This window comes from Rothia aerolata (genome assembly GCF_014635585.1).
GTDB lineage: Bacteria > Actinomycetota > Actinomycetes > Actinomycetales > Micrococcaceae > Rothia > Rothia aerolata.
This window is the reverse complement of sequence record NZ_BMDC01000001.1, coordinates 1,287,850-1,304,898: the sequence shown is the minus strand read 5'-3', so window position 1 is coordinate 1,304,898 and position 17,049 is coordinate 1,287,850. Positions and strand designations below refer to the sequence as shown.

Sequence of the window (17,049 nt, the reverse complement as noted above, 5' to 3'; positions counted from 1 at the left end):
CCACGGCTACCAGCTTTAGCTTGAAGAGTATGCCAAGAAGCAATAATTTAGCTATGACGTTGCCCAGTACTCGAGTACCTCATACTCACGGCCTGGAACTATACGCATGTTCTCACGAAGTGCCTTGAACTCAGCCGCTTCCCTCTTTAGCTCAGTGTCGCTACGCCAAACAATCTCGATCTTCTTTCCTGGGCGCGGCAACGCGCTAAGCGCAGCACCCCAGGGCAATAGAGCCGCAAGCCTGTGATTGCCTTTATGACCGTTCGCTCCAAGCTCTACAAAGGAAGGATAATTTAGCTTTTCTTCATGTTCAGGAGGCAATGCGCGGTTTGCCGTAATGAGGTAGGCCCCACTGACAAAGGTCTTAGTTGGAGTGAACTCGGTGCTTACTTCTCCAAGAAGTTTCCGGTGTTTGCCTGGGGCAACTAAATGTAACTGGGCCAGAACGGTTCGAATACCTTGGCTTTCTACTGTGTCGGTTGTTGTTTTGCCGGCATCTGAGAAGCAATGAGAGTCATTTGACTTCTACGTTCGTAAAGCCGATCCGCCAGCTTTCAATTTTTCCAAAGGAAACTAAAAAGTAACCATCTGAAAATTTTGTTCCTTCGTCTTCATCGCTTCGCTTAATGAGATATGGAGGAGCAAGTACAACAGTTTTGTCCGTTGTTTCAGGGCCCACGTCATAATAATGTAGTGAACCTATTGCTGTTGAGCCGTCGGATAGTTTTAGTACCACAGTAGGTCGGGTGCCCTGTGGCTTCTGCTCAACAAACACCCAATCCAGGGCAGAATACCTAGTAAAGGTTGCCTTGTCTTTGAAGTAAACGTAAGCGGTTATGCAACTTATAGCGGTTGCTAATAGCACATGAACAGTCGTAAGAAACCCAAGATGCAACCACGCGTACTTGTCGAGATAGCCATCTATCGGGAGCTCTTGAAAGAACCTAACCCAGAACCACCCGCAAATTAAAGCGGCGATAACTAAAAATATAACTGAGTAGAAAGCAATTCTAGAGAACTCTGTAAGGGCAGACTCTTTCACCGGTGCTACATGTCTATTCCGTATGAATCTCCAAGCACCGCCGGGAACTACCAAAAACGCAAACAGAATGAGGCTTGCTACTGAGCCGAGAATCATTTTTCCTTCTCGTTCTGGGGCTTACCATGTGAGTTGATCATGTTCGCAATATCATTGCTAATCCCAGGCTTTACATCGTAGACCAAGTGGCCGCTACCTGTGAGAGATTCTCTTGTCTGGATTTGCTTTTCTGGAGTTGATTTCTTATCTGACATGGTTGCTCTTTCTGATTATCTAATACGGGAGAGGTAGCAATTTAGAAGCCAGGTCTACCTCTTTGCTCAGCTCACACTAGATAGTGTGTACCCACCACATATTTTACGTAGATGGTTGCCGAGATTCGTAGACCATGGTGAACCCTATGAGGATGTAGAGGCCCAGTAGCCTGCAATCCTAGAACTCTTGGATGGGCTATAATCCACGCTCAGCAGCATATAAAGTGGCAAACTTCTAGGCGCATTATCAGGGAGGTGCATTTAGGCACTTAACCTAAGCAAGGCAGGTAGCTACTCAGCCAGTAGTCTGGAGAATCCACAGCCTAAATAACTAGTGAAACCCGGGGGATAGAGCTTCTTCCGACACTTGCTTTCTTCTCACCAAACCACCCGCCGCGTTCGCTACTTGTTGCAATAGTGCTACTGGTAGCGAGCGCCGGTATAGGTAAGTCCCGAGAGATATTTGGACACTGTAGGACTCTAGGCTTTGAGGGTTATAGGCAGAAAAGTGTGTCCCCTCCCGGGCGTGTCACCCGAGAAAGCGGCAGAAAAGCGTCTTCTAACAACCTGTGTGCAGATTCAAAAAAGGACAAGCACACCGAGTCGCCGTTTCAGTTGCATTTCGCCGGTACGGTACCGGCGAAATGTCGCTGAAGCGGCGACTCGATGAAACAGGGGCAACTGCACGGGTTACTTTGATTGCCGAGGGGCCATTTTTAGACCGTTTTCCTCCGATTTTCGGTATAAAAGTGGCCACTCGGGGGGCCTCACTTGTACCTTTCACAGACTTGTTTCTGTTTTAGCGGCAACTATTGCCCCATGTGGACGAGCATCCAGGTCAGCTCGATGCTCTTGATAAAGGATATGGAACCCTACCTGTTTAAGAACCTCGGTGATAAAACTGTCCGGCCAGTACCAGGCTGGGGCAATCGCGTGGTTAAAGGCTTCTAGGGAGCTTCCTCGAAAATATCCAAGCAGAAGGGTACCGCCCTCAGAAAGAACTGACCAAATATCTTTAAGTTCCTGTAGGAGTTCGTCAGGGGAACAATGTATGAGCGAGTACCAAGCAAGAATGCCGCCGTATTCATTTCCCCTCTCATCTGCAATTGTTCCCACCTCGAACTGCTCACGAGGATATTTTTCTGAGGCAATTTCAATGAAACGGGACGTAGGATCAATTCCTTTTACACTTCTGCCCAACGAAGCGATGAAGTTTGTCCAGTGCCCAGGTCCGCACCCAAGGTCAAGGATGCTCCCCGCCACGGAACTAGACCAAGAACTAACCAGCCTCCGGTCAGGCTCTTTTGTAGCTGTAAGATGCCCTAGCACTGTGGCATACTCTTGAGCCCTCTCAGAATAGGCAGAGATAGTTTGCGCATGGGCCTCATTAATTGGCATCTAGGTGATTTCCTAACCTTTCATCTACCGATGGATTTTACCCAATCCTCAAGGCAGCACTGTCTGAGATGAGCGATGCTAAGAAATAGGTAGAAGTGAGTAAGCCCTGTGTATGCGTAACATCTTCTTCATGGCTTCCTTATTTTTCTTGGCTTGATTGCTCAGAGATAGGGCAGGGTCTGAAACCAGTATTTTCCGTATCTATCATCTTGGCTGAGGGCTCTATTTACTGCATTCCTTAGCATAATCTCGAGGATGTCGATGGCAACTAAGAGTTTCTTGGTTATATGAGTGTTCCGCTGATATGTAAGTGTCTGGATGACAATACATTCGGTACCTATGGAGTCGTGGCTCGGAGAACCACTCCTCTAAGTCTGTGGTTGATGCCTTCCTGTCTCCCCGGGTTCATAGTATTACATTAGAGAGTGAAAGCCCCGGAGCGATCCCTGTACCTCGCACATCGCCGGGGTTGCTGTCGTTAAGGAGCCAGCTTCTGTGCAAAGAGCCGCTTAATAAACGGCCTTTTGTTGAGAAGCCGGCTCCTTGACAGGGGGAACGGAAGAACAGCCCACTATCCTGGGGTCATGCGAACTCTCAACGTCGAAAGTTACGGTTTCTCCCCGCTCAAAAGTGTGCGGCACCTGCCCTTTAGAGCAAGCCGGGAGCCCCAGCACCCCGCCGATCCCGGCTACCTGGCAACCACCGGCCCGGTGGGCGACCGCCGCTTCTGCCTGGTAGACCTTGAAAAGAAAGCGGTACTGAGAACCATCGGCCACCTGGAACTCATGCAGGTGGTCTGCACCTACCGCGGCCAGAATCTCGCTATCACAATTCCCGGCCAGCCCGAAATAACCCTCGACCTAGAGAACCTCAGCGTGACCGGCCAGCTCACCTGCGACTATTGGGGCCGCGAAACCACCCTGCAACTGCTCAACGCAGAGGCAAACCGGGCCTTCTCAGCCTTTCTGAAAAAACCAGTTACCTTAGCGCAGGCCCAACCCAACGAGGTTGTCTACGGCGAAGCATTCACCCTCATCGGCTCGGCCACCCTGGACTACCTGGGCGCCCAGCTCAAACACCCACTCCTGCAAGAGCACGCCCGCATCCGCTCCACCTTCCTGGTAGAAACCGAAGAACCCTTTGAAGAAGAAACCTGGCAGGGGCAGCCCCTGCTTTTGCAGGCCAAGGACGACGCGGGCCTCCCTCCCACCCGCTTCATCGCCGGTGAGCCTCTGGGCCGCTGCGCGGTGGTCGATGCTAACCCAGAAACCGGTGAACGAGACTTACCGCTCTTCAAGCTCCTCAGCCAGACCCGCCCCCGCAACCGCAGAGGCGAGCCCGTTCTGGGTATCTATCTAGCACTGGCCAGGGGCGCCTAGCTCACCTGAACCACCGTACGGCCGGTGCCCTTGCCTTCCAGAAGCGCCGCGGCGGCGTCCTGCGCCTGATCCAGCGAAACCGTGGAGGTAATCAGGTCAACGTGCTCGGGCGAGAGATCCGCCGCCAGGCGGTCCCAGGCCAGCTGGCGCATACCCGCCGAGACCTGCACCGAGTTGATGCCCAGCAGGGAGATTCCGCGCAGAATGAAGGGCAGCACGGTGGTGGGTAGATCGGAGCTTGCTGCGAGGCCGTAGGAGGCAATAGCGCCGTCCGGGTCAGTGGCGGCGATAGCGCCGGCGAGGATTTCCCCGCCCACGCCGTCCACCACCGCAGACCAGCGGGTGGAGTCCATAGGACGACGCGCGGCCGCCACCTCATCGCGGTGGATCACCTCGGTCGCGCCGAGGGCGCGCAGCTGGGGGCCAAGCTTATCTACGCGACCGGTTGCCGCGGTGACCTCGTAGCCGGCGGCAGCCAGCAAAGAGATAGCGATGCTACCGGCGCCTCCACCGGCACCGGTCACCAGAACGGGGTGCTCGTCAGGGAGTAGACCGTTGCCCTCAAGCGCGGTAACGGCAAGCTGGGCGGTGAAACCGGCGGTGCCGATAGCGCTTGCCTGGGCGGGGGTAAAAGCAGAGGGAACAGCCACCAGATCTGCCCCCTTGACCCGCGCCATTTCGGCCAGGCCCCCGTGCAGGTTCTCGCCCAGGCCAGCGCCGTTGAGGGTCACCATATCGCCGGGCTTCCAGTTCTCGTGCTCGGATTCCACCACCTCGCCGGTCACGTCGATACCGGCAATCAGCGGAAAATTCCGGATCACGCCGGGACGGCCGTGCAGGGCCAGGGCATCCTTAAAGTTGATGCTGGAGGAGTGCACCTTAATCAGGGTGTCGCCCTGCAAAATGTCTTCGGAGACTTCCTTGAAGACCGCCGGCGTTTTCTTATCTTCTACGTACCAAGCGTGAAACATTAGATTCCTTCCGTGAGCCAGGTGATGGTGTCTTGTACGGGGCCGCTGCGCGCCGCCTGCCAGCCGGTTCCTGCCCAGCAGTGCAGGTACTCTGGGGCGCCAGCGGTGTTGGCAGCTTTGCGCAGGGGCTGGGTTAGAAAGTGTACCTGGGGGTAGGCGATAATTGCCTGCTGCTGGTGCTTTTCAAGGTACCGGTTGACGAGCGCTCGCGCTGGCCGCCCGGTGAAAGCACTGGTGAGTGCGGTTTCTGTGAAGCGCGGATTTGCCAGGGCTTCTCGGTGGGTGGCACCGGTGCCCGCCTCGTCGGTGCGCAACAGAAGCGTACCCACGGCAACCGCTTGGGCGCCGGCGTCCAGCAATTCTTTGACGGCGCTGGGATCGTCTACGCCGCCGGCGGCAATCAGCGGTAGGTCGCAGACTTCGCGCACGGCGGTGAGTATCTCAAGGGTGGGAGCGTCGTCGATGGTGCGGGCCGGGGTGAAGGTTGCGCTGTGTCCACCGGCGCGAGGCCCCTGGACGACGAGCGCGGCCGCCCCGTTACGCGCGGCGGCCTGAGCCTCTGCGGGGGTGGTGACGCTGACGACCGTGGTGCTACCTACTGCGCGGAGTCTTTCAAAAACATCGGCGCTGGGGAGTCCAAAGGTGAAAGAAACCACCGGAACCGGGTTTTCCTCAAGGTAGCGGAGCTTTTCTTTCCAGAAATCATCGCTATCTCGTGGCTCGGCGGGCAACTCTACCCCAAAGCGGGTGGCGTCTTCCGCCAGCGCTTTTCTGAAAGAGTCATAGTCTTCGCGGTTGAAGGGGTGGGGGCCGGGAACAAAGAGGTTGACCCCAAAATTCTGGGTGTGCTGGGAGAGCTCGGTGATTTCGGTGGCCATGGCCTCAACGGTCTTATAACCCGCGGCGAGAAAGGGAAAGGCGCCTGCGGCGGCAACGGCTCTCGCCAGGGCAACAGTGGAGGGTCCACCTGCCATGGGCGCTGCCACCAGGGGTAGCTTGGTCTTGAGAAAGTTCATGGTGACCTTTCGCGCGGATGCTTTCTTCCCACGCTAGTGTCTGCTGGCAGGGAAGACAATACACGATTGACCGGCTTCTGGCCCCAAGAGGTGTTCACGGATACCTCTTGGGGCCAGAAGCCGGTCAACTGCGAGCCAGCATCGGGGCCGCCACAGTCCTATCGGGCCAATAAACGCACATTAGTCTTACGGAAAACTTAGGGTCAGAGACCTCAAAACTTCATTCTGCTACTTATAAACAAAACCACAGGTCAGCACAGGTAATCAAAGGCTAAACATGACACGGTGGAAAGTACTACATCCTGTGAAAACACCTAAATAAATGGGGAAAATATGAGTGCGACATCCTCCGTTGCCGCCACATCAGCTACCTCCACTGGCGCGGCGAAGCAACACAAACAGATTGGTCCTAAGTGGCTGAGCAACGTGCTCGCCAAGTACATCATGGCGGTTACCGGTGTGGTGTTTGGAATCTTTGTGCTGGTGCACATGTACGGCAATCTCAAGGTCTATACCGGCGCTGAACATTTCAATGACTACGCGCTTTTTCTGCGCTCTCTGCTCATGCCGCTGCTACCCTTTGAGGGTTTTCTCTGGCTCTTCCGCCTGGCCTTGCTGGTGTGCCTGATCGGCCACGTCTACTGCGGCTGGCTCATTTCAGCCCGGGCTAGGGCCCGCCGCGGTGGTCACAAGCGCAGGGGACTGAAGGGCTTCCAATCTTTTACTACCCGCACCATGCCGGTTACCGGCCTGGTTCTGCTCTTCTTCATTATCTTCCACATCCTTGACCTCACCGCCGGGGTAGGCGTTGCCCCCGAGGGCTTCCAGCACGGTAACGAGGCAGCCAGCTATGCCTACCAGAACCTGATTGCCAGTTTCTCCCGCCCGCTGGTCTCCCTCTTCTACTTACTTGCCATGGTGATTCTCTTCCTCCACCTGGCCCACGGCCTCTACGCCGCGGTGAGCGACTTTGGTGTGACCATGAGCCAGAAGGTCCGCTCCTGGGTCATCTTGCTCAGCGGCCTCTTTGCGCTGATCGTCATGCTCGGCAACATCAGTATTCCCATCGCGGTGTTTACCGGAATTATCTCGTAAGGAACCTCCCATGGTAGATATCAACATTTCCTACGGAAACGACATCAGCGGTAGGGTACCCGAGGGCGACCCTGCAACCGCCTGGGAGCGGCGTCGTGACGAATACAAACTCGTCTCCCCGCTCAACCGTCGCAAGTTCAAAGTGATTGTGGTGGGCACCGGCCTGGCAGGCGCGGGCTGCGCGGCAGCTCTGGGGGAGCTGGGCTATCAGGTTTCTAACTACACCTTCCACGACTCCTCCCGCCGGGCCCACTCGGTAGCGGCCCAGGGCGGTATCAATGCGGCCCGGGCCCGCAAGGTAGACAACGACTCAATCCACCGTTTCGTCAAAGACACCGTCAAAGGCGGCGACTACCGGGGCCGCGAGGCAGATGCCTTCCGTCTGGCAGAAGAATCCGTGCGCGTCATCGACCACATGAACGGCATTGGCGCCCCCTTCGCTCGCGAGTACGGCGGCGAGCTGGCCACCCGCTCCTTCGGCGGCGTGCAGGTTTCCCGCACCTACTACACCCGCGGCCAAACCGGCCAGCAGCTTCAGGTATCAGCCCACCGTGCCCTGCAACGGCAGGTGGCAGCGGGAACGGTTACCCTGCACACCTACTCAGAGATGCTGGATCTTATTGTCAAAGACGGCAGGGCGGTAGGCATTGTCTCCCGCAACCTGCGCACCGGTGAAATTAGCGCTGAAACCGCCCACGCCGTCGTCCTCGCAACTGGCGGCTACGGCAACGTCTTCCACAAGTCAACCCTGGCCAAGAACTCTAACTGCACCGCCGCCTGGCGGGCCCACCGCCGCGGCGCCTACTTTGCCTCGCCCTCCTACATTCAGTTCCACCCCACCGCGCTACCCATCAGCAATAAGTTCCAGTCCAAGACCACGCTGATGTCGGAGTCCCTGCGCAATGACGGCCGCATCTGGGTGCCCAAGAAGGCCGGCGATGAGCGCCCTGCCAACGAGATTCCCGAAGACGAGCGCGACTACTACCTGGAACGCAAGTACCCGGCCTTTGCCAACCTGACCCCGCGCGATATTGCCTCCCGCGCAGCGCGCGAGCAGATTGAGTCGGGCCACGGGGTGGGGCCACTGAAGAACTCGGTCTACCTGGACTTCCGCGACGCCAAGCAGCGCCTGGGCGTGAAGGTGCTGGACGAGCGCTACGGCAACCTCTTCGAGATGTATCAGGACGCCACTGGCGAGGATCCCCACGAGGTTCCCATGCGCATTGCCCCCGGCGCCCACTTTGCTATGGGCGGTCTCTGGAGCGACTACGACCAAATGACCAACATCCCCGGCCTTTTCGTGGGCGGCGAGGCAGGCTGGGGCTACCACGGCGCCAACCGGCTGGGGGCAAACTCCCTGCTTTCTGCCTGCGTAGACGGCTGGTTCACTCTGCCCTACTCGGTGCCCAACTACCTCGCCGACCAGCTGGGAACTGCCCCGCTCGATTTGCAGGACGACGCCGTCATCACGACCCTGCGCGAGGTGCGCGAACGCGTCAACCGGCTGGTGGGGATTAAAGGTAAAACGCCCACAGACCATTTCCACGCGCGCCTGGGCGAGATTCTCTACGAGGGCTGCGGAGTCTCCCGCAACGAAGAGAAACTGACCCGAGCGATTGAGCAGATTCGTCAGCTCCGCGACGAGTTCTACCGCGACCTCTTCGTTCCCGGTACCGGCGAAACCTACAACCAGGAGCTAGAGCGGGCAGGCCGGGTGGAGGACTACCTCTACCTTGCTGAGCTCATGTGTGTCGATGCCCTAGACCGCAGGGAGTCTGCCGGGGCCCACTTCCGCGAAGAATTCCAGACCGAGGACGGCGAGGCGGCGCGCAACGACGAGGACTGGTGCTTTGTCTCCGCCTGGGAAGAAGGCCCCGACGGCGCGCACATTCGCCACGCCGAGCCCCTGCACTTTGAAGCCATTAAGCTACAGACAAGGAACTACAAGTAATGCGTTTGACCATTGAAGTATGGCGCCAGGATTCCCCCGAGGTGGAGGGCCACTTGGAGACCCACCTGGTAGAGGGCGCCCAAGAAGAAATGTCCCTGCTGGAGCTCATCGACTACCTCAATGACCAGCTGGTTTCAGCCGGGCGCGAGCCCATAGCCTACGATTCTGACTGTCGCGAGGGTATCTGCGGAACCTGCGGTATTACGGTCAACGATCAGGCCCATGGGCCGGTTGCCAACACCCCTGCCTGCCGCCAGCACCTGCGTTCTTTCAAGGACGGCGCTGTCTTGCGGTTGGAGCCCTTCCGCAACGGTGCTTTCCCCGTGATTCGAGATTTGGTGGTTGACCGTTCAGCTATGGACCGCATTTTGCAGGCTGGCGGATACGTCTCAGTTGATGCCGGTACTGCCGCCGATGCCGACTCTGTGCAGATCAGCCACGGAAGGGCGGAGAAGGCCCTGGACTTTGCTGCCTGTATTGGCTGTGGCGCCTGTATTTCAGCCTGCCCCAACGGCGCAGCTAACTTGTTTGCCGGTTCTCTATTGAACCATCTGGCGACCCTGCCCCAGGGGGCTCCCGAGAGGGCTAGGCGGGCACGGGCAGTTATTGCCGAGCTAGACGAGTCATTTGGCCCCTGCTCTGTCTACGGTGAGTGTGCTCAGGTATGCCCCGCCGGTATTCCGCTCTCAGCCATTGCGGCTGTTAATAGGGAGCGGGCGCGTGCCATGATTCGGGGCGGCAAGGACGACTAGTTTTTGCTGTCTGGGCTTTGCCGAGCGGCCGCGATGACGCCGAGTGGCCGGGGTATTCGCGGCCGCTCGGCGTTTTTTGCGGCCACTCGGTGGGCTGGACGGAAGCTGGCTTGTTTGGTACACCTGAATTCCCGCACCAAACCGGTTGGTACACATTCAGCGCGCCAGTACATGTCTAGATGTGTACTGGCGCGCTGAATGTGTACTAAAGCCTAGAAGTAGACCCTGCTCAGAGGCATGTGAAGTCCCTCCCAAACCCCGCTTCAAACCTGCCATGCCGGGGCGGGACTTGCTAGGGTAGGGCACCTATGTTTGTAGCAAAACACTTCAATGAGCTCACCCTCGAAGAGCTCAACGCCATCTACATTATTCGCGCCAAGGTATTCGCTATCGGCCTGGGCTTCGGAGACCCCGACCCCGACCTTGCCGACCGCGAAGCAATCCACCTCATGCACGAGGACGACGACGGGCGGATTCTCGCCTACATGCGGCTGATGGACATCCACGAGAATATTCAGGGCACCAAGTATGGGCCCGTACCCGACTCCTGGACTCTCTCCCGAGTCTCTGTTCTCGAAGAGACCCGTGGAACCGGCCTAGGTCGTCGTCTTCTCGAAGAGGCTCTTGACTACATCAAAAATGAAACCGACGCCGCCTACGTAGACATCTCTGCCCAGGCCTACCTCAAAGATACCTACTACAAGAGTGCCGGCTTTAAGCAAATCAGCGATGAGTATGATGAGGCGGGAATGCCCCACGTCCGCATGATCAAGAAAATCGAACGCTAAGAGTGGGGCATTCCATTCCGCGCCCTCTTGTGAGCTCGCGCGCTCGCTCTCGGGCGCTCCATCCCCACGTTCGCATGATTAAGAAAATCGAACGGTAAAAACGAACTCGCGAATGGTGGATTTTAGGCTTAAATCTCGCAATTTTAAGCCTAAAATCCACCGTTCGAGCTGGTACCTATCAAGCCTCTGACTCGGTGCTACCGTGGTACCCATGACCAAAGCAGCACAGACCGAGAATGCCCAGCCTCAGATTCACATTAAGACCTTCGATGAACTCACCACCCGCGAGCTCCACGCCATCTATGTAACCCGCGGCCTAGTTTTTACCGTGGGTCAGAAGATTACCGACCAGGAGGTCGATGATACCGACCTGGTCTGCTTTCACCTCTTCACCCAGAATAAAGAGGGGAAAGTTACCGCCTACCTGCGCATGTACGACCTTGGAAAATACGCCGATGAATCCCACGAGATTACTCCCGGTGCCTGGACTATTGGCCGGGTAGCTGTGCTTGATGAAGCACGTGGTACCGGTCTGGGCCGCCGCATTGTTGCCGAGGCGATCGAGTGGATTCGAGACAACACCGATGCAGAACGAATCGAAATCTCAGCCCAGCAGTACCTCGAAAACAGCCTTTACGGTAAGGCCGGTTTTGTCACTGAGGGAGAGCCCTACATAGAGGCCGGCATCGAGCATGTCCACATGAACCTGGTGCTGGAACGCTAAGGGGAGCTTGGGAGAGACGAGTGCGCCGCAAGCCGACTGGCTGGGGCTGGCGTGAATCGCAAGCGAGCGCCAGTGAGCCTGCGAGAGGGTCAGTCGGCGAGGCGCACTCGTCTCTACCCGCGCTGTCCTTGCGATTGCAGATAAAAGCCCCGCCCCTCACAACCGAGGGGCGGGGCTTTCAGTAACCGGGAAAATTACTTCTGGGTAATCTTCAGCAGGTTGTCGCCGGGAACAACGGGGCCGGTTTCGCCCTCAACGTCGGCGAACTTGACGGTGTTGGTCACCAGCACGGGGGTGGTCAGGGGGTAGCCTGCCTTCTCGATGACCGCGCGGTCGAAGGTCAGCAGTGCCTGACCTGCTTCAACGGTCTGGCCCTTGGTGACCTTCACGTCGAAGCCCTCGCCGGCGAGGTTCACGGTGTCAATACCCACGTGAATGAGCAGTTCAACGCCGTTCTCCAGCTTCAGACCCACAGCGTGGCCGGATGAAGGAGTAGCAATAACCTTGCCCGCCATCGGAGCGAACACGGTGTCGCCGGTGGGCTCGATGCCCGCGCCCTTGCCCAGCTTGGCGCCGGCAAAGATGGGGTCGGGAACATCGGAGAGCGCAATTGCCTGGCCCTCAAGGGGAGAGGGGATAACGAGTTCAGCGGACTCGCTTGCCCAGGGCAGGTTGCTCTCGCCCTGTTCTGAGGACGACGCCGCTGCGGCAGCACCGGCACCGGCTGCTGCTCCGCCCGCTGCGGCGGGGGCTGCGGGGCTACCGGCTACCACCGAAGATGCATCGGTGGTAGCGGAGTTTCCTGCGGTGGCACCCACGGTTGCAGGCTTGCGGTCTACTACGCCGGCCTCAACCTCTTCTTCGTTCTTGGCTTCGTCAACAGCCTTCTTGGAGGACTTCTTGTCGTAGCCGAAGATCAGCACGCCAGCCATAGCACCGAAGAATGCTACTGCCAGGCCCAGTGCGTAGAGCAGGGAGGGTTGCATAGCGGGAATGGAGAGCAGGGAGGTGAAGGCGAAGGCGTAGGACTTAACGCCCAGGGTTGAAATCAGCGCACCACCGATCACTGCGGGAACCAGAATCAGCGGGATAACGCGCTTGAAGCGCAGAACCACACCGTAGAAGGAGGGCTCGGAGATACCGCCGAGCAGACCGGAGAGTGAAGCACCGAAAGCGGTCTGGCGCAGTTCCTTGTTCTTACCAGCACGGATAGCAACGGCGGTAACAGCACCGAAGACTGCGAAGTTGAACGCGCCCATGGGGGACTGGATGAAGTCGAAGCCGTCGGTCTGCAGGTTGTTGATCATCACGGCGTTCAGGGGCCAGTGCAGACCCAGGGGAACCATGAAGAGGTAGGCACCTGCGATCACAGCACCCACCAGCCAGGGAGCTACGCCGTTGAGCCACTCGAAGGCGTTAGAGATACCCTGGCCCAGCAGAATACCGAAGGGGCCAATCACCAGAGCGGTCAGCGGAACCATAATCATAATGGAGATCATGGGCACGAAGACCATGTGCAGCATGGTGGGAATAATCTTCTTGAGCAGGCGTTCCAGGGGAGCCAGCAGGGCTACCGCAAACAGCGGGGGGAAGATCTGGCCGGTGTAGGAGAAGAGGTAGAGGGGAACGTCCCAGCCACCGATGGAGAAGAGGGTCAGGTGGGTTGCGCCTTCGGGCAGAATCTCAGAGAGACCGCGGAAAGCGTCGGTCATCAGAGCTGCGGGGATTGCAGCACCAACCCACATGTTAGCGCCCAGACGCTTTGCAGCGGTTGCACCAATCATAATGGGCATGAAGTTCAGCACCGACAGTGCAGCTGCCAGCAGCAGGAACCAGAAGGTGAATTCCTGGCGCCAAGCGTTGAGCATCTCTCCGTTGAGGGCGTCGTCGCCGAGCTTGGGGCCGTTCACCAAGTCCTTGACCACAGATTCGCCGGCGAAGTTGGTGTAGTGACCAAAGTAGCCGAGCTGCTGGAGCAGAACGATCAGGGTCAGGATCATGGAGGAGCCCAGCAGCGCCCAGAGTACGGGGCGGAAGGAGTCCGAGAGGACGTCGAACATGCGGGTGATCACGCCCGCCTTCTTTTCGTCGCCGTCGGCGGTCTTGGCGGAGGAATCACCCTCGCCGACCTTGTTCATGCCGGGCAGTTTCAGCATTTCGTTGTAGACGGACTCAACCTTGTCACCGAGAACAACCTGGGTCTGGCCAGACTGCTCGATGACGGAGAGCACGCCGGGGGTCTTTTCGATCAGTTCCTGATCGATTGCGCCGCGGGACTTCGGGGTAACACGCAGGCGCGTTGCGCAGTGGGTGAAGTGGGAGATGTTATCGGGGCCGCCCAGGCCCTCGAGGATGCTCTCACCCATGTCTTTGTTGCTCATAGCGTTCCATTCATGGTGTGTGACTGTTTTTTGGGAAACAAAAAAGACCCGGGGTGCAACCGTGCCCGATTCTGCATAGAGCTCCGCTCTTATGCTCCACCCCTGAGAGGGTGTACGGGTACCTTGAACTTTCTGCTTCCCGGCTTTCACCGGTGGGCTTTCAAGGTGGTGCAACCCAGGTCTTGCCTGCTTAACCAGTAACAATCCTGTTTGGTTTTCTAGGGCGCTTTCGCGCCGTTCGCGCTATACATTACTCCCTTTGTAACATGCTTGCAACATTTGGTTATAAGGGATTTTTAGACAGCATGCTTGCATTGGCGTGGGGCACGGGCGCGTGTCGTGAACTGGCTGGGGCTGGCGTGAATCGCATGCGAGCGCTAGCGAGCCTGCGAGAGGGTCAGTTCACGACGGCGCGCGTGCCCCACGCTCGCACTCGCGGCGTTTCATCCCAGCCAGTTGACTCCCGCCGCCTCCCGCTTGCTCCCCTGCTCGTGCTTATCTGGCACGACGGCGCTCGCCCGCTATGCCTGCAAACTCGCCCTCTCTGCCGCCACGGCATTTGGGTGCTTGCGCGCTAACCAGCGCCTGTGCAGCTGCAGATTGAGCTCGATCAGCACCACGCCGATGAGACCCAGTCCCAGAGCCCAGCTGCCTAGAGAACCGCTGGGAAGCGCAAATTGGTGGTAGGTGGCAAGCAGTGGAACAAAGAGGGCCAGGGCCATACCCGCGTACATGGCGGCCACCAGCGCCAGGCGGTAGGGGCGCAGGGGGCGAATTGCCGTGGTGATGTTGTAGACCCCCATGATCACCAGGGTGATAAAGGAGGCTGTCTCTAGCTCGCGGGTTCCGACCCCCTGGGAACGACCAATAAAGTTCACCGCCACCAGCATGGCCACGATAATGAGAGCGGCTGGAATCGCGTAGTGCAGGGCTCGGTTGAGGAAGCCCGGCACGTACTTGCGGGTATTGGGAAAGAGCGTAATGAAGAAGGCGGGGCCGCCGACAATCAGCAGGTCGGCGGTGGAGTACTGGCGCGGTAGGAAGGGGAACTGCCAGCAGAGGATTCCCAGCACCACACCCAGCAGAATGGCAAAGCTGGTTTTGGTGAGGAAGAGGTGGGTGACCTTCTCGATATTGGCAATAATCTTGCGTCCCTCGGCCAGAACAGAAGGTAGCCGGTCAAAGCGACCGTCCAGCAAAACCAGGCGGGAAACCGCCTTGGTGGCCGGTGCCGCATTGCCCATAGCGATACCGAGGTCGGCGTGTTTGAGGGCCAAGGCATCGTTAATACCGTCGCCGGTCATGGCTACCGTGCGCCCCTGCTTCTGAAGTGCTAAGACCATGTTTTTCTTCTGCTGCGGGTTGACCCGGCCAAACACGCTGTGGCTGGCCACTGCCTGCTCGAGTGCCGGGCCGTCGTCAGGAAGCTCAGACATATCGACCGCCTGAACCTCAGCCGAGCCCGGCGCTATCATGCCTGCCTGGGTTGCTGCCGCCGCTACCGTACGCGGATTATCGCCGGAGATCACCTTCAGCTCAATACCCTGCTCGCGGAAGTAGGCCAGGGTCTCGGGAGCTTCGGTGCGCACCTGCTCCTTGAAAATCACAAAGAAAAGCGGGGAAAGCCCCTTGGGCAGGGAAGAAAGTACCTGCCCCTTTTCATCGCGGTTCAGCTCTTCAGCCGCCGCCAGCACCATGGTGCGCAAGCCCCGCGCAGCCAGCTCACCGGCGCGGTGGCGCTCGCGGGAGCCTGCTGCCAGAAGAACCTCGGGAGCTCCCAGAATCCAGGCGCCCGAGTCGGCAAACTCCACGGCTGAAAAACGGGCGGCCGAGTTGAAGGCAATGGTGCCGGTGGGACCATCCGCCGGCGGGTTCTCAAAGCCCGCCGCCAGGGCTGCCGCGGTGGGGTTGGCGTTCTCATCAGCGCCAAACCAGGCAAGTGCAGCCTGCGCCTGAGGGCTTGCCTGAAAGGACGCCGCCGGGCTACCTGCCGCCCGGCTGGTGCCTGCCGCAGCGGCGTCGTCCTCATCTACCAGCGGCAGAAGCTGACTAAACCGCACCCCACCCTCGGTGAGGGTGCCGGTCTTATCAAAGCAGACCACGTCAACGCGGGCGAGCACCTCAACGGCGGGCTGCTCCTGAATCAGAACCTCGTGCTGGGCGAGCTTCACCGCGGCGGTGGCAAAAGAAATGGTGGTCATCAGTGCCAGGCCCTGAGGAATCATGGAGGCGATGGAAGAGACAGCAACAATCAGCGCATCCTGCCAGGCGCCCGACTCAAGGGCGGGGCCCCAGCCACCCGCGGCAACCATCTGGCCGTTGAGCACAATGGCAATAATTGGAATAAGGGCCCAGGTAATCCAGCGAACCACCCGCTCCATGGCGGCGCGCAACTCAGAATGGATGGTCGAGAACTTCTTCGCCTCGCGAGAGAGCTTTGCTGCGTGGGACTTCGCGCCCACGGCGGTCAGCTGCACCCGGCCACTACCGCCCACCACCGCGCTGGCCGAAAGCACACGGTCGCCGGGCATCTTCGCCACGGGATCGTTCTCGCCGGTGAGCATGGACTCATCGAGGTCTAGACCCTCGGACGTCAGCACGGTGGCATCAGCGGGAACCTGATCGCCGCGGCTCAGCACCACCACGTCCCCCTCAACCAGCTGCTCCATGGGCACCTGCTGCCGCGCGCCGTCACGAATTACCTGCACCGGATCCCGTTTGAGCAGGGCAATGCGGTCGAGCTTCTTCTTGGCGGAGAACTCCTGAACAAAGCCCACCACAATATTGGCAATCGCTGCCAAGAGAAAAAGAAGGTCTAGCCAGCGGCCCAGCATAATCACCACGGCACCGCAGGCGCCCAGCACCAGATTGAAGAGCGTAAAAAGGTGGGTGCGAACAATGGTGGCGGTGGAGCGCGAAGTCGAGTTATCTTGCCGGTTGACTAACCCCTGACGTTGCTTGTCTTCCACCTGGGCACCGGTAAGACCCCGCTGTGCTAGCTCATGTGCCTGCTCGGGCAGGCCGCTGCCCAGGGGGGTGGCGGGGGCGAGTGCGGTCTCTCGACTGGTATTCATGAATCTCCGTGGGCAGGACGCCGCTTGTTCGCTCTTCGACCGGGCGTTCACAAATCGCGGGGTGGGTAGGTACTTCTCTAGCTTAGTGGGTACTTTTGGCGCCTACCTTAGCCTTCAGGACTATCTTGGGCAAGTGCGCCCTACCTCACGAGAAGGTGGGGTGCGTGCGTTGCTTTGGCCCGCCTCCCGCGTTTGACCGGCAAGTGGCCCCAATGACGGCGCTTTGG

13 protein-coding genes are annotated in these 17,049 nt (G+C 58.5%); 6 read left to right on the top strand and 7 right to left on the bottom strand.

The window, feature by feature from the left end; all coding sequences use genetic code 11:
* Positions 1 to 514: 514 nt before the first annotated feature.
* From IEV00_RS05840 to IEV00_RS05830, 3 genes are all read right to left on the bottom strand, one after another.
* Complete coding sequence (locus IEV00_RS05840) at positions 515 to 1,138, bottom strand: DUF6338 family protein (RefSeq protein WP_188359322.1); 624 nt, start codon at positions 1,136 to 1,138, stop codon at positions 515 to 517.
* Positions 1,135 to 1,293 (bottom strand): hypothetical protein, encoded by a 159-nt coding sequence (locus tag IEV00_RS05835; protein ID WP_188359321.1) that lies wholly within the window; start codon positions 1,291 to 1,293, stop codon positions 1,135 to 1,137. The genes IEV00_RS05840 and IEV00_RS05835 overlap by 4 nt, the downstream gene beginning before the upstream one ends.
* A gap of 780 nt (positions 1,294 to 2,073) precedes the next feature.
* On the bottom strand, positions 2,074 to 2,691 hold the full coding sequence (locus IEV00_RS05830) for a class I SAM-dependent methyltransferase (protein WP_188359320.1): 618 nt from the start codon (positions 2,689 to 2,691) through the stop codon (positions 2,074 to 2,076).
* 584 nt (positions 2,692 to 3,275) lie between these two features.
* Here IEV00_RS05830 and IEV00_RS05825 point away from each other — a divergent pair.
* Positions 3,276 to 4,070, top strand: a complete 795-nt coding sequence (locus IEV00_RS05825) for an MOSC N-terminal beta barrel domain-containing protein (protein WP_188359319.1) — start codon at positions 3,276 to 3,278, stop codon at positions 4,068 to 4,070.
* Here the strand turns inward: IEV00_RS05825 and IEV00_RS05820 are convergent.
* Both IEV00_RS05820 and IEV00_RS05815 read right to left on the bottom strand, forming a co-directional pair.
* Entirely contained in the window at positions 4,067 to 5,041 is a 975-nt protein-coding gene (locus IEV00_RS05820; RefSeq protein ID WP_188359318.1) for an acrylyl-CoA reductase family protein, read from the bottom strand. The genes IEV00_RS05825 and IEV00_RS05820 overlap by 4 nt on opposite strands.
* Positions 5,041 to 6,057, bottom strand: a complete 1,017-nt coding sequence (locus IEV00_RS05815; RefSeq protein WP_188359317.1) for a nitronate monooxygenase — start codon at positions 6,055 to 6,057, stop codon at positions 5,041 to 5,043. The genes IEV00_RS05820 and IEV00_RS05815 overlap by 1 nt, the downstream gene beginning before the upstream one ends.
* Positions 6,058 to 6,390: 333 nt before the next feature.
* Here IEV00_RS05815 and IEV00_RS05810 point away from each other — a divergent pair, with 333 nt between their 5' ends.
* From IEV00_RS05810 to IEV00_RS05790, 5 genes are all read left to right on the top strand, one after another.
* The gene (locus IEV00_RS05810) at positions 6,391 to 7,152 is read left to right on the top strand and encodes a succinate dehydrogenase cytochrome b subunit (RefSeq protein ID WP_188359316.1); all 762 of its coding nucleotides are present in this window, start codon (positions 6,391 to 6,393) and stop codon (positions 7,150 to 7,152) included.
* Positions 7,153 to 7,162: 10 nt separating this feature from the next.
* On the top strand, positions 7,163 to 9,103 hold the full coding sequence (locus IEV00_RS05805; protein ID WP_188359315.1) for a fumarate reductase/succinate dehydrogenase flavoprotein subunit: 1,941 nt from the start codon (positions 7,163 to 7,165) through the stop codon (positions 9,101 to 9,103).
* Complete coding sequence (locus IEV00_RS05800; RefSeq protein ID WP_188359314.1) at positions 9,103 to 9,855, top strand: succinate dehydrogenase/fumarate reductase iron-sulfur subunit; 753 nt, start codon at positions 9,103 to 9,105, stop codon at positions 9,853 to 9,855. The genes IEV00_RS05805 and IEV00_RS05800 overlap by 1 nt, the downstream gene beginning before the upstream one ends.
* Before the next feature lie 308 nt (positions 9,856 to 10,163).
* Positions 10,164 to 10,643 (top strand): GNAT family N-acetyltransferase, encoded by a 480-nt coding sequence (locus tag IEV00_RS05795; protein ID WP_188359313.1) that lies wholly within the window; start codon positions 10,164 to 10,166, stop codon positions 10,641 to 10,643.
* Between the two features lie 211 nt (positions 10,644 to 10,854).
* Positions 10,855 to 11,367 (top strand): GNAT family N-acetyltransferase, encoded by a 513-nt coding sequence (locus IEV00_RS05790; RefSeq protein ID WP_188359312.1) that lies wholly within the window; start codon positions 10,855 to 10,857, stop codon positions 11,365 to 11,367.
* A gap of 194 nt (positions 11,368 to 11,561) precedes the next feature.
* On the opposite strand, the gene IEV00_RS05785 is transcribed toward IEV00_RS05790, so the two are convergent.
* Together IEV00_RS05785 and IEV00_RS05780 are read right to left on the bottom strand one after the other, a co-directional pair.
* On the bottom strand, positions 11,562 to 13,748 hold the full coding sequence (locus IEV00_RS05785) for a glucose PTS transporter subunit IIA (protein WP_188359311.1): 2,187 nt from the start codon (positions 13,746 to 13,748) through the stop codon (positions 11,562 to 11,564).
* Positions 13,749 to 14,269: 521 nt separating this feature from the next.
* Positions 14,270 to 16,822, bottom strand: coding sequence for an HAD-IC family P-type ATPase (locus IEV00_RS05780; protein ID WP_188359310.1), 2,553 nt, complete (start codon positions 16,820 to 16,822; stop codon positions 14,270 to 14,272).
* Positions 16,823 to 17,049: the final 227 nt, after the last annotated feature.

What these genes read in the sequence shown, in the direction of transcription:
- IEV00_RS05840 (WP_188359322.1), bottom strand. Translation starts at nt 1,138, where the DNA reads ATGATTCTCGGCTCAGTAGCAAGCCTCATTCTGTTTGCGTTTTTGGTA.
- IEV00_RS05835 (WP_188359321.1), bottom strand. Translation starts at nt 1,293, where the DNA reads ATGTCAGATAAGAAATCAACTCCAGAAAAGCAAATCCAGACAAGAGAA.
- IEV00_RS05830 (WP_188359320.1), bottom strand. Translation starts at nt 2,691, where the DNA reads ATGCCAATTAATGAGGCCCATGCGCAAACTATCTCTGCCTATTCTGAG.
- IEV00_RS05825 (WP_188359319.1), top strand. Translation starts at nt 3,276, where the DNA reads ATGCGAACTCTCAACGTCGAAAGTTACGGTTTCTCCCCGCTCAAAAGT.
- IEV00_RS05820 (WP_188359318.1), bottom strand. Translation starts at nt 5,041, where the DNA reads ATGTTTCACGCTTGGTACGTAGAAGATAAGAAAACGCCGGCGGTCTTC.
- IEV00_RS05815 (WP_188359317.1), bottom strand. Translation starts at nt 6,057, where the DNA reads ATGAACTTTCTCAAGACCAAGCTACCCCTGGTGGCAGCGCCCATGGCA.
- IEV00_RS05810 (WP_188359316.1), top strand. Translation starts at nt 6,391, where the DNA reads ATGAGTGCGACATCCTCCGTTGCCGCCACATCAGCTACCTCCACTGGC.
- IEV00_RS05805 (WP_188359315.1), top strand. Translation starts at nt 7,163, where the DNA reads ATGGTAGATATCAACATTTCCTACGGAAACGACATCAGCGGTAGGGTA.
- IEV00_RS05800 (WP_188359314.1), top strand. Translation starts at nt 9,103, where the DNA reads ATGCGTTTGACCATTGAAGTATGGCGCCAGGATTCCCCCGAGGTGGAG.
- IEV00_RS05795 (WP_188359313.1), top strand. Translation starts at nt 10,164, where the DNA reads ATGTTTGTAGCAAAACACTTCAATGAGCTCACCCTCGAAGAGCTCAAC.
- IEV00_RS05790 (WP_188359312.1), top strand. Translation starts at nt 10,855, where the DNA reads ATGACCAAAGCAGCACAGACCGAGAATGCCCAGCCTCAGATTCACATT.
- IEV00_RS05785 (WP_188359311.1), bottom strand. Translation starts at nt 13,748, where the DNA reads ATGAGCAACAAAGACATGGGTGAGAGCATCCTCGAGGGCCTGGGCGGC.
- IEV00_RS05780 (WP_188359310.1), bottom strand. Translation starts at nt 16,822, where the DNA reads ATGAATACCAGTCGAGAGACCGCACTCGCCCCCGCCACCCCCCTGGGC.